Consider the following 12,127-nt stretch of genomic DNA (forward strand, 5'->3'; position numbering starts at 1 on the left):
CACTCTTCCTTTATGCGGCTTTTAAACAGCCGCATAAAACAACAAATTTTCTTTCAATAACAATAAGCACAGGATTAGCATGCTCGATCCCAATCTGCTGCGTAATGAGCTAGACGCAGTCGCCGTCAAACTGGCTCGCCGAGGCTTTAAACTCGATCTGGATCTGCTGCGTTCTCAAGAAGAGCGTCGCAAAGTTCTGCAGGTAGAAACTGAAATGCTGCAGGCAGAACGTAACTCCCGATCGAAATCCATCGGCGCGGCTAAAGCGCGCGGGGAAGACATTGAGCCGCTGCGTCGCGAAGTCAACGAGCTGGGTGACAAGCTGGATATTGCCAAGGCCGCTCTGGATCAGTTGCAGACTGAAATCCGCGATTATGCGTTGGCGATCCCGAACCTGCCGGATGATGCAGTGCCGGATGGCAAAGACGACAGCGATAACCAGGAAGTCAGCCGCTGGGGCGAGCCGCGCCAGTATGATTTTCAGGTACGCGATCACGTGGATCTGGGCGAAATGGCCGGTGGTCTGGACTTCGCCGCTGCCGTAAAACTGACCGGTTCACGCTTTGTGGTGATGAAAGGGCAAATCGCCCGCATGCACCGTGCGTTATCCCAGTTCATGCTGGATCTGCATACCGAACAGCACGGCTACCAGGAAACCTACGTGCCTTACCTGGTTAACCACGCCACGTTGTACGGTACCGGTCAGTTGCCGAAGTTTGGTGAAGATCTGTTCCACACCAAACCGCTGGAAGAGGAATCCGACAGCAGCAACTACGCGCTGATCCCAACTGCAGAAGTGCCGTTGACCAACCTGGTACGCGACGAGATCCTGGAAGAAGAATCACTGCCGCTGAAGATGACCGCGCATACGCCATGTTTCCGTGCCGAAGCTGGTTCTTATGGTCGCGATACCCGCGGTCTGATCCGCATGCACCAGTTCGACAAGGTCGAGATGGTGCAAATCGTCCGTCCGGAAGACTCCATGGCTACGCTGGAAGAGCTGACCGGTCATGCGGAGAAAGTGCTGCAGCTGCTGAACCTGCCGTACCGTAAAATGTTGCTGTGTACCGGCGACATGGGGGCAGGCTCATGCAAGACCTACGATCTGGAAGTGTGGCTGCCGGCGCAGAACACTTACCGTGAAATCTCATCTTGTTCCAACATGTGGGATTACCAGGCACGCCGCATGCAGGCTCGCTGCCGTAGCAAAACCGAGAAGAAGCCGCGCCTGGTGCATACGCTGAACGGTTCTGGTCTGGCAGTCGGTCGTACGCTGGTTGCCGTGCTGGAAAACTACCAGTTGGCCGATGGCCGTGTTCAGGTACCGGAAGTATTACGTCCGTATATGGGCGGCCTGGAATATATCGGCTAACTTATTGCCTGTTCTATGAAAAGCGCCTGCGGGCGCTTTTTTTATAAGAAAATTATTATCCTTTTGTTCGAAAGGACTTTTTCTTTCATCTCCTTCCCCCGCTTTATTGATAGCAGACAAAGTTCACTACCCACTTCTGAGTAATATCCCTTTATAGAGGAGGGTTTTTACTCAAGCTCATCAGCAGACATCAGTTCTGTCTCCTCTGCTCGCCGCCTTGAGTCAAAGGCATGACGTTTATCAATACCAGGGTAAAACGTGGAGTGAGTTATGTCGGAAAACAAAGAAAACAGCCAAGTGTCTGCAGGCGTCAGCCGTCGCGCCTTGGTAAAGTCCGGTGGTATCGTCGGGCTGGCTATGGCCGTGGGGGGTATAGCCTTACCGTTTAGTCGCCGCGCATTGGCGGATTCAATCAGCGAAGGTGTGCAAAAAACCGCGCAGGATAAAGTGGTTTGGGGGGCTTGTTCGGTCAACTGCGGCAGCCGCTGCGCCTTGCGTTTGCACGTGCGTGATAACGAAGTCTATTGGGTCGAAACCGATAACACCGGACTGGACGCATATGGCGACCACCAGGTTCGGGCCTGTTTGCGTGGCCGTTCTATTCGCCGCCGCATGAATCATCCCGATCGTCTGAATTACCCGATGAAACGTGTTGGCAAGCGGGGTGAAGGCAAGTTCAAGCGCATCAGTTGGGAAGAAGCTTTTGATAGCATTGCCGACAACCTAAAACGCATCGTCGAACAGTACGGTAACGAAGCGGTATATATCAATTACACCTCGGGCATCGTCGGCGGCAATATTACCCGTTCGTCACCGAATGCGTCGCTGGTCGCTCGGCTGATGAACTGCTATGGCGGTTACCTCAGCCAGTATGGCACCTACAGCACAGCGCAAATCGCCTGCGCCATGCCCTATACCTATGGCAGCAACGAAGGCAACAGCACGTCTGACATCGAAAACAGCAAGCTGGTGGTGATGTTCGGTAACAACCCGGCGGAAACGCGGATGAGCGGCGGCGGCATTACCTATTATCTGGAGCAGGCGCGTGAACGTTCTCATGCGCGCATGATCGTTATCGATCCGCGTTATACCGATACGGCCGCCGGACGTGAGGACGAATGGATCCCTATTCGTCCCGGCACGGATGCGGCATTGGTTGCCGGGCTGGCGCATGTATTGATCAGCGAACAGTTGGTCGACCAACCGTTTCTGGATCGGTATTGCATCGGCTATGACGAAAAAACCTTGCCAGCCGATGCGCCGGTAAATGGGCATTATAAGGCTTACATTCTTGGGCAAGGTGAAGACGGCGTTGAAAAAACGCCGCAGTGGGCGGCGAAAATTACCGGCATTCCGGCCGAACGTATTATCAAACTGGCGCGGGAAATAGGCACGGCGAAACCAGCCTACATCTGCCAGGGCTGGGGGCCACAGCGACAGGCCAATGGCGAACTGACCTCGCGTGCAATCGCCATGCTGCCTATCCTGACCGGCAATGTTGGCATCAATGGCGGCAACAGCGGGGCGCGTGAATCAACCTACACCATTACTATTGAGCGGATGCCGGTATTGGCAAACCCGGTCAAAGCGCAAATCTCCTGTTTTAGCTGGACCGATGCCATAGTGCGCGGTCCGGAGATGACCGCCAAACGCGACGGGGTACGTGGGCAGGACAAACTGAATGTGCCGATCAAGTTCATCTGGAACTATGCCGGCAACACCATCACCAACCAGCATTCCGACATCAACAAAACCCACGATATTTTGCAGGATGAATCCCAGTGCGAAATGATCGTGGTGCTCGAAAACTTTATGACCTCGTCGGCCAAATATGCCGACATTTTACTGCCGGATCTGATGACCGTCGAACAGGAAGACATTATTCCCAACGACTATGCCGGCAACATGGGGTACCTGATCTTTATCCAGCCTGCAACCCCCGCCAAATTTGAACGCAAGGGCATCTATGAGGTGCTGAGTGAAGTGGCGCGTCGGCTGGGGCCAGAGGTGCATCAGAAGTTCACCGAAGGGCGTACCCAGGCACAGTGGCTGCAACATTTGTACGCCAAAATGCAAGACAGGGATCCGCTGCTGCCGGGTTATGAAGAGTTGCGCAGTATGGGGATTTATAAGCGTAAAGATCCCAATGGGCATTTTGTCGCCTACAAAAAATTCCGCCAGGATCCCAAAGCGAATCCATTAAAAACGCCGTCCGGCAAGATAGAAATCTATTCCTCCAGGCTGGCTGAGATCGCCGACAGCTGGCAGTTGGAAAAAGATGAAACCATCAGCTCGTTGCCAATTTACGCCTCTACTTTTGAAGGTTGGGACGATCCTCTGCGCAACACTTATCCATTGCAAATGTTTGGCTTCCATTACAAGGCCCGTACCCACTCGACCTACGGCAACATCGATGTGTTGCAGGCGGCCTGTCGTCAGGAGGTGTGGATCAACCCACTGGACGCCCAGTCGCGCGGCATTATCGGCGGCGACAAGGTGCGGGTATTTAATGGGCGTGGCGAAGTGCGTGTCGAAGCCAAAGTGACGCCGCGGATCATGCCTGGCGTTGTCGCGATGGGGCAGGGAGCCTGGCATCAGGCCGATATGCGCGGTGACCGTGTTGACCATGGTGCCTGTATGAATACCCTGACCACCCACCGGCCTTCGCCGTTGGCCAAGGGTAATCCGCAGCATACCAACCTGATTCAAATCGAAAAGGTATAACCCTGCGTACTTGAAGCCGCATCTTTGTTGGCCGCCTGCGCTTACCCCAGTCACGTACTACCTGTACGCATCCTGGGGATGCGCTTAGTTGCCGCCGCGATGCAACTCCAACTACCTCGGGTGTAAGGGAGGACCAAATGACTCAGCAATATGGATTCTTTATCGATTCAAGTCGTTGCACTGGCTGCAAAACCTGCGAACTGGCCTGCAAAGACTATAAAAATTTGACGCCGGACGTCAGTTTCCGCCGCATCTATGAATATGCCGGAGGAGATTGGTTCCAGGATGGCGACGGCTGGCAACAAAACGTATTCGCTTATTATTTGTCGATTGCCTGCAACCACTGTGAAGATCCCGCCTGCACCAAAGTGTGTCCGACCGGCGCGATGCACAAACGGGAAGACGGCTTTGTGGTAGTGAATGAAGAGGTGTGTATCGGCTGTCGCTACTGCCATATGGCCTGCCCATACGGCGCACCGCAGTACAATTCGACCAAGGGCCACATGACCAAGTGCGATGGCTGTTATAAGCGGGTAGCCGAAGGCCATAAGCCTATCTGCGTGGAATCTTGTCCACTGCGAGCCCTGGATTTTGGCCCGATTGAGCAACTGCGGCAGCAGCATGGCTCTCTGGCGCAGGTGGCCCCCTTGCCGGCGGCGCATTTTACCCGACCGTGCCTGGTGGTAAAACCCAATGCCAACAGCCGCCCAAGTGGCGACACCACTGGCTATTTGGCCAATCCAAAGGAGGTTTGATATGGGCATGGGATGGCAAGAATGGCCGCTGATGTTGTTTACCGTATTGGGACAATGTGTGGTAGGGGGGGTTATCGTCATGGGGCTCGCCATAATTGGCGGTAACCTGAACGAACAGCAGCGCAGGGCAGTTCATCGCGCGATGTTCTTCCTGTGGTTGTTGATGGGCATCGCTTTCATTGCTTCCACGCTGCACCTCGGTTCGCCGTGGCGGGCGTTTAACTCGTTGAACCGCATTGGCGCTTCGGCATTGAGTAACGAAATAGCCGCTGGCGCCTTGTTCTTCGCCGTCGGCGGTTGTTATTGGCTGTTGGCGGTATTGGGCAAAATACCGCCGTTATTGGGTCGGGTGTGGTTGTGGGTGACCATGGCACTGGGCCTGGTCTTTGTTTACATGATGACGCGGGTATATCAAATCGATACGGTGCCAACCTGGCATAACGGTTACACTACGCTGAGCTTTTTCCTGACGGTACCGATCGGGGGGCCGATGCTGGGCGTTTTGTTGCTGCGTTTTGCGGGGCTGGACGTTACAACCCGGCATTCACTGGCTACCCTGAGCGTGGTGGCGCTGCTGGTCAGTCTGGGGAGCGTTATGATGCAAGGCTACGAACTGGCCAGCATCAGCAGTTCGGTACAGCAGGCATCAGCGCTGATCCCACAGTACGGCCAATTAATGGTTGGGCGTTTGGTGCTGGTGGTGCTGGGGTTGGGCTGCTGGATCTGCCCGCTACTGCGCCGTGGTAACGCTAGCGTGATGGGAATGGCTTTAGGTTTGATTCTGGTTATCGCCGGTGAGCTGGTTGGGCGGGGCGTGTTCTACGGCCTGCATATGACCGTCGGCATGGCGGTGGCCGGTTAATATTGTAGTGAGGCGCAGTGATAAACTGCGCCCTTAAAAGGATCCTTGATTTATGACGCTTGAAAATATCGCTTTAACGGGGCGGGTACTGGGTGTGTTGCTGTACGCGCCGCCAGAAAGTGAAGACGGCCAACAGCTCTTGGCAACCCTGTCTGAATCTGAGTGGGTCAAAGAGTGGCCGTACGGCGATGCTGATCGGTTACAGAAGGCGGCTGCGCTGATTGCGACCGGTATTGAAGATCAACAGGATGAATCCCTGGCGGAAGCTTACCAACGTCTGTTTGTGGGGCCTGATACCTTACCGGCGCCATTATGGGGTTCGGTGTATCTGGACAAAGAGAACGTGCTGTTTGGTCATTCGACCCTGCGGTTGCGCAAGTGGTTACGGGCCAACGGCATAGAAGCTCAGCACGATCGCAATGAGCCGGAAGATCATATTGGCACTTTGCTGATGATGGTGGCGTGGCTGGCCGAAGAACGTCAGGGCGGGTTGGTCGAGCAACTGCTGACGAAACATTTGTTGCCATGGGCACCACGCTATCTGGAACTGCTGGAAGCCAATGCGCAGCATCCTTTCTATCAGGGACTGGCCCAATTAGCGCAAATCACCCTGGGTGCCTGGGGTGCGGAATGCACGGCTGAAGTTGAATCTTTAGAACTGTATTTCTGATAAAAAATGAATGGCCGTCAGGTGCCTAACATCGCAGGCGCCGGCGGCCACTCCGCCGTTAAATAGGCCGCGTAATACAAATTGTGCGGTATACATATAAGAGCTGATTGACTTTTTTATCGCCAGTGGCATGATGCGCGCACTCTCATTGCGCGTTCGGTTTCAATCTCACTATGTCCGCATACTCCCGCCCAGTGCTCCTGCTGCTCTGTGGCTTGTTGCTGCTTACGGTCTCTATCGCCGTATTGAATACGCTAGTCCCTCTTTGGTTGACTCATGCTCAGTTGTCAACCTGGCAGGTAGGAATGGTAAGTTCCTCTTACTTTACCGGCAATCTGGTCGGCACGCTGATTGCGGGCAAACTCATCCAGCGCATTGGTTTTACCCGCAGCTATCATCTTGCCTGTGTGGTATTCGCCGTGGCGACTGCCGGTATGGCATTGTCGCTCGATTTTTGGAGTTGGATGGGCTGGCGTTTCTTTGCCGGCATCGGCTGCGCCTGGATCTGGGTGATCGTCGAAAGCGCCTTGCTGCGGAGCGGTAATCTGTCTAACCGTGGGCAATTGCTGGCGGCTTATATGATGGTTTATTACCTGGGTACGGTTGTCGGCCAACTGCTGTTAAGTATGGTATCGACCGAACTGTTGAATGTGGTGCCATGGGTCACGGCCATCGTGCTGAGTGCCACGCTGCCGATGCTGTTTGCCCGGGTTAACAGTCGGCACGACGAACCCCAACAGGCTGCGGTTTGGCCAATGTTGAAGCGCCGTAGCGCGCGGTTGGGGATTAATGGCTGTATCATTTCCGGCATTGTACTCGGCTCGCTATACGGCCTGATGCCGCTGTACCTGTCCCATCAGGGCATGAGTGACGCCAACGTGGGTTACTGGATGGCATTGCTGGTCAGCTCAGGCATTGTCGGGCAATGGCCGGTCGGGCGTCTGGCAGACCGCTATGGTCGTTTGCTGGTGCTGCGCATTCAGGTGTTTGTGGTGATCCTTGCCAGCATCGCCATGCTTGGCAACTATGCGATGGCACCGGCGTTGTTTATTCTCGGTTGTGCCGGGTTCACCTTATATCCGGTGGCGATGTCCTGGGCTTGTGAAAAGGCGTTGCCGCATGAGCTGGTGGCGATGAACCAGGCATTGTTGATGAGCTATACCATTGGCAGTCTGCTTGGCCCGTCGATGACTGCGCTGCTGATGCAAAATTATTCCGACCGCCTGCTGTTTGTGATGATTGCTGCCGTTGCCTTGGTCTATCTGATGATGCTGCTGAGAAAACCGGATCGTCACCACACTCCGTTGGCTGCCGCCTGAGCATAAAAAACCCGGCCATCGTGTGCCGGGTTTTTTGTTGTAGCTAACGGGCTCAGTAAATTACTTTGTGGCCGTAGCTTTCCAGAATGCTTTTCACGCGATCCATGGTTTCCGCTTTCGGCGGATGGACGCCGTCCAGCTTGTACTCTTCACCCATCGCCACCCATTTGTGCTTACCCAGTTCGTGATAGGGCAGCAGTTCGATTTTCTCGATGTTGGTCATGTCTTTGGTGAACTCGCCCAGCATATGCGTCGACTTGTCATCGTCTGACCAGCCCGGCACTACCACATAACGGATCCAGGTGCGTTGATTACGTTTCGCCAGATAGCGGGCGAAATCCAGCGTGCGGTGGTTGGAAACGCCGACCAGATTCTGGTGAATGTCGTCGTTCATCTGTTTGAGATCCAGCATCACCAAATCGGTGGCATCCAGCAGCTCATCGATCACCGGATCGTAACGGCGTACAAAGCCGTTGGTGTCCAGACAGGTATTGATCCCTTCTTCATGGCAGGCGCGGAACCAATCGCGGACGAATTCTGCCTGCAGTATGGCTTCACCACCGGAGGCCGTTACGCCACCGCCGGAGGCATTCATAAAGTGACGATAAGAGACGGCATCTTTCATCAATTCTTCAACGGTCACTTCTTTCCCGCCGTGGGTATCCCAGGTGTCACGGTTATGGCAATACAGGCAGCGCATCAGGCAGCCCTGGAAGAAGACGATAAAACGGATCCCCGGACCGTCTACGGTGCCACAGGATTCGAAGGAGTGGATGCGACCTTTCACTGACATTGCGGGGTTTTCTCCAATATTGACTGTCAAACGCAGTCTAAAAGTAGGCTCATAACCGCCAGCCAGGGATCAGCGATGCAGCAACCGGGCAAGGCCCGACGACTGGGGTGAAACGATGCCTGTTGGCCGGTTATTACGCCGGATAACTGTTTTGCCGGATATCCACCAATTCCATTCAGTATAGCTATCTGGCAAAACAGACTCTGAGTGAGTCAGGGTAGTGCATTTGCTAAAAAGGCCGGAAAGATCCGGCCCCGAATTTCAGCTTGACTACCGGGCGGGGTTTCCCGCCCGGATGGGGCAATTACATCGACTGAGTGAAAGTACGAGTAATGACGTCTTGCTGTTGTTCTTTGGTCAGCGAGTTGAAGCGAACGGCATAACCAGATACGCGGATGGTCAGCTGAGGGTATTTCTCAGGGTTTTCCATCGCGTCCAGCAGCATTTCACGGTTCATCACGTTAACGTTCAGGTGTTGACCACCTTCGATAGACGCTTCGTGGTGGAAGTAACCGTCCATCAGACCCGCCAGGTTGGCTTTACGCACGTCGTCGTCTTTACCCAGCGCGTTTGGCACGATGGAGAAGGTGTAGGAGATCCCGTCTTTCGCGTAAGCAAACGGCAGTTTGGCTACGGAGGTCAGGGAGGCTACAGCACCTTTCTGGTCGCGACCGTGCATTGGGTTAGCACCTGGACCGAATGGCGCGCCAGCGCGGCGACCGTCTGGGGTGTTACCGGTTTTCTTGCCGTAGACCACGTTAGAAGTGATGGTCAGCACGGACTGAGTCGGTACCGCATTACGGTAGGTACGCAGTTTCTGAATTTTCTTCATGAAACGTTCTACCAGGTCACAGGCGATGTCATCAACACGAGCATCGTTGTTACCGAACTGCGGATATTCACCTTCGATTTTGAAGTCGATAGCCAGGCCGTCTTCGTCACGGATGGTGGACACTTTAGCGTACTTGATGGCGGACAGGGAGTCAGCCGCAACCGACAGACCGGCGATGCCGCAGGCCATGGTGCGATAAACGTCACGGTCATGCAGTGCCATCAGCGCAGCTTCATAGCTGTACTTGTCGTGCATGTAGTGAATGATGTTCAGCGCGGTCACGTACTGTTTGGCCAGCCAATCCATAAAGTGGTCCATGCGTTCCATGACTTTGTCATAGTCCAGCACGGTGTCCATCATTGGCGCTTCTTTCGGGCCTACCTGCATTTTCAGTTTTTCATCAACGCCGCCGTTGATAGCGTACAACATGGTTTTCGCCAGGTTGGCACGGGCACCGAAGAACTGCATTTGTTTACCGACAATCATCGGGCTGACGCAACAGGCGATGGCATAGTCATCGTTGTTGAAGTCTGGGCGCATCAGGTCGTCATTTTCATACTGTACGGAAGAGGTGTCGATAGACACTTTCGCCGCGTATTTTTTGAAGTTCAGAGGCAGTTTTTCAGACCACAGGATGGTCATGTTCGGTTCCGGAGACGGCCCCATGGTGTACAGGGTGTTCAGGAAGCGGAAGCTGTTTTTGGTTACCAGAGTACGGCCGTCAACGCCCATACCTGCCAGGGACTCGGTCGCCCAGATTGGGTCACCGGAGAACAGCTCATCATACTCAGGTGTACGCAGGAAGCGCACCATACGCAGTTTCATTACCAGGTGGTCAATCAGTTCCTGCGCTTGTTCTTCAGTCAGTTTGCCTGCATCGATGTCGCGTTGAATGAACACGTCAAGGAAGGTAGACACGCGGCCGAAGGACATTGCTGCGCCGTTCTGAGATTTCACCGCGGCCAGGTAGCCGAAGTAAGTCCACTGTACAGCTTCTTGTGCGGTGGTAGCAGGACCAGAGATATCGCAGCCGTATTTGGCAGCCATTTCTTTGATCTGACCCAGAGCGCGATGCTGTTCAGCAATTTCTTCACGCAGCTGGATGGTCATTTCCAGATCTTCGCCGTTTTCCAGCTTGGTCTGCAGTGACTTGAACTGGTTCAGTTTGTCGGCCATCAGGAAATCGATGCCGTACAGCGCTACGCGGCGGTAGTCACCGATGATACGACCACGGCCGTATGCATCTGGCAGACCGGTCAGCACGCCGGATTTACGGCAGTTCAGGATGTCTTTGGTGTAAACATCGAATACGCCCTGGTTGTGGGTTTTGCGGTATTCGGTGAACACTTTTTTCAGCTGTGGATCCAGTTCGCGGCCATAGACCTTACAAGAACCTTCGACCATTTTGATGCCGCCGAATGGGATCAGCGCGCGTTTCAGAGGGGCGTCAGTCTGCAGACCTACGATGGTTTCCAGCTCTTTAGCGATGTAGCCAGCGTCATGGGAAGTGATGGTCGCGGCAACGTTGGTGTCGAAATCAACTGGCGCATGGGTGCGGTTTTCCAGTTTGATCCCTTCCATAACCTTTTCCCACAGGGTGGAGGTGGCCTGAGTTGCGCCAGCCAGGAAGGATTCATCACCCTCGTAAGGAGTGTAGTTTTTCTGGATGAAGTCACGAACGTTGACTTCGTTCTGCCAGTCACCTTTGCTGAAACCTTCCCAAGCTTTGGCTAACTTCTCGTTAAGTTCGGTCATTATACACCTACCTTTAATTGTGGAGTTCTAACTCGGCGCGCGATAACTAACAGCTTAGTGCTGTTGTTCACCACCGCGCAGATAAATTACCCAGTAAGTCAACCCAACCAGTAAACCGCCGCCAATGATGTTGCCAATGGTGACTGGGATCAGATTGTCGATGATAAAGTTGCTTACGGTCAGATGAGCAAACTGCTCGGGTGCTGCCCCTATGGCTTGCCAGAATTCCGGCGTGGCGAAGTTTTTAACCACGATACCCATAGGGATCATAAACATGTTGGCGATGCTGTGTTCGAAACCGCTGGCGACGAACATGCCGACCGGCAGGATCATGGCGAACATTTTGTCCATCAGGCTGCGGCCTGAGTAACTCATCCACACGGCCAGGCAAACCATCAGGTTAGCCAGGATGCCGAGGCAGACGGCCTCAACAAAGGTGTGATGCAGCTTGTGGTCAGCGGTTTGCAGGACGTTCAGTCCCCATTGGCCGTTGGCCACCATGTGTTCGCCGGAGAACCAGATGAGCGCGACGAAGAACAGGGCGCCGATCAGGTTGCCGATATAGACATTTAGCCAGTTGGCAGCCAACTGGTACCAGCTGATGCGGCCGCTGGCTTTGGCGATGACAATCAGCACGGTGGAAGTGAACAGGTCGGCGCCTGAAACCACGACCAGCATTAACCCCAGAGAGAAGCAGATGCCGCCGACCAGTTTTGCCAGGCCGAAAGGCACACCGGCAGTGCCGGTAGTCGCAGTGATATAAAATACGAATGCGATTGAAATAAAGACGCCGGCAGTGATCGCCAAATAAAACGTTTTCAGCGGGTGCTTGGTGGCTTTATACACACCTGCATCTTCAGCGATTTTCGCCGTTGCTGCAGGTAATATCAGATCGAAGGGGTTGTCAGCTTTCACACTAACTCTCGCTTTTAAGGGTTAAAACAACGCAATGAGATACTAGCAAAGCAGTATAGGGTAAAAATTGATTTGGATCATAAGGCGGGAAACTAAAACGGCCAAAAACCAGATAAATCGCAAGGTTTAT

9 protein-coding genes are annotated in these 12,127 nt (G+C 54.0%); 6 read left to right on the forward strand and 3 right to left on the reverse strand.

Translation table 11 applies throughout. The annotated features are described in order from the left end of the window. Positions 1-79 precede the first annotated feature (79 nt). From serS to AAZT04_RS04375, 6 genes are all read left to right on the forward strand, one after another. Positions 80-1,372 carry a serine--tRNA ligase gene (serS, locus tag AAZT04_RS04350; RefSeq protein WP_020826116.1) on the forward strand — a complete coding sequence of 431 codons (1,293 nt, stop codon included), beginning with the start codon at positions 80-82 and terminating at the stop codon, positions 1,370-1,372. Between the two features lie 270 nt (positions 1,373-1,642). Continuing rightward, the gene (gene ynfE / locus AAZT04_RS04355) at positions 1,643-4,096 is read left to right on the forward strand and encodes a selenate/tellurate reductase subunit YnfE (protein ID WP_434679081.1); all 2,454 of its coding nucleotides are present in this window, start codon (positions 1,643-1,645) and stop codon (positions 4,094-4,096) included. Positions 4,097-4,233: 137 nt separating this feature from the next. Beyond that, positions 4,234-4,851 (forward strand): DMSO/selenate family reductase complex B subunit, encoded by a 618-nt coding sequence (locus AAZT04_RS04360; RefSeq protein ID WP_046374000.1) that lies wholly within the window; start codon positions 4,234-4,236, stop codon positions 4,849-4,851. 1 nt (position 4,852) lies between these two features. Further along, a complete protein-coding gene (locus AAZT04_RS04365) occupies positions 4,853-5,713 on the forward strand; it encodes a dimethyl sulfoxide reductase anchor subunit family protein (RefSeq protein WP_020826118.1) in 861 nt (286 codons plus the stop codon). 52 nt (positions 5,714-5,765) lie between these two features. After that, positions 5,766-6,383: a Tat proofreading chaperone DmsD gene (gene dmsD, locus AAZT04_RS04370; protein ID WP_020826119.1), complete on the forward strand. Its 618-nt coding sequence runs from the start codon at positions 5,766-5,768 to the stop codon at positions 6,381-6,383. 173 nt (positions 6,384-6,556) lie between these two features. Next, the gene (locus tag AAZT04_RS04375) at positions 6,557-7,702 is read left to right on the forward strand and encodes an MFS transporter (RefSeq protein WP_041414385.1); all 1,146 of its coding nucleotides are present in this window, start codon (positions 6,557-6,559) and stop codon (positions 7,700-7,702) included. A gap of 52 nt (positions 7,703-7,754) precedes the next feature. Here AAZT04_RS04375 and pflA read toward each other — a convergent pair whose 3' ends face one another. The 3 genes from pflA to focA all read right to left on the reverse strand — a co-directional run bounded on the left by pflA (position 7,755) and on the right by focA (position 11,997). Next, positions 7,755-8,495, reverse strand: coding sequence for a pyruvate formate lyase 1-activating protein (gene pflA, locus AAZT04_RS04380; protein WP_020826121.1), 741 nt, complete (start codon positions 8,493-8,495; stop codon positions 7,755-7,757). 304 nt (positions 8,496-8,799) lie between these two features. Continuing rightward, positions 8,800-11,082, reverse strand: coding sequence for a formate C-acetyltransferase (gene pflB / locus AAZT04_RS04385; RefSeq protein ID WP_020826122.1), 2,283 nt, complete (start codon positions 11,080-11,082; stop codon positions 8,800-8,802). A 54-nt stretch (positions 11,083-11,136) separates the two neighbouring features. After that, positions 11,137-11,997 carry a formate transporter FocA gene (gene focA, locus AAZT04_RS04390; protein ID WP_020826123.1) on the reverse strand — a complete coding sequence of 287 codons (861 nt, stop codon included), beginning with the start codon at positions 11,995-11,997 and terminating at the stop codon, positions 11,137-11,139. Between the last annotated feature and the right edge of the window lie 130 nt (positions 11,998-12,127).

It is taken from the genome of Serratia sp. Je.1.23.a (assembly GCF_051129805.1).
GTDB lineage: Bacteria > Pseudomonadota > Gammaproteobacteria > Enterobacterales > Enterobacteriaceae > Serratia > Serratia liquefaciens.

Coding starts and splice junctions, on each gene's coding strand:
- serS (WP_020826116.1), top strand. CDS start 80: ATGCTCGATCCCAATCTGCTGCGTAATGAGCTAGACGCAGTCGCCGTC.
- ynfE (WP_434679081.1), top strand. CDS start 1,643: ATGTCGGAAAACAAAGAAAACAGCCAAGTGTCTGCAGGCGTCAGCCGT.
- AAZT04_RS04360 (WP_046374000.1), top strand. CDS start 4,234: ATGACTCAGCAATATGGATTCTTTATCGATTCAAGTCGTTGCACTGGC.
- AAZT04_RS04365 (WP_020826118.1), top strand. CDS start 4,853: ATGGGCATGGGATGGCAAGAATGGCCGCTGATGTTGTTTACCGTATTG.
- dmsD (WP_020826119.1), top strand. CDS start 5,766: ATGACGCTTGAAAATATCGCTTTAACGGGGCGGGTACTGGGTGTGTTG.
- AAZT04_RS04375 (WP_041414385.1), top strand. CDS start 6,557: ATGTCCGCATACTCCCGCCCAGTGCTCCTGCTGCTCTGTGGCTTGTTG.
- pflA (WP_020826121.1), bottom strand. CDS start 8,495: ATGTCAGTGAAAGGTCGCATCCACTCCTTCGAATCCTGTGGCACCGTA.
- pflB (WP_020826122.1), bottom strand. CDS start 11,082: ATGACCGAACTTAACGAGAAGTTAGCCAAAGCTTGGGAAGGTTTCAGC.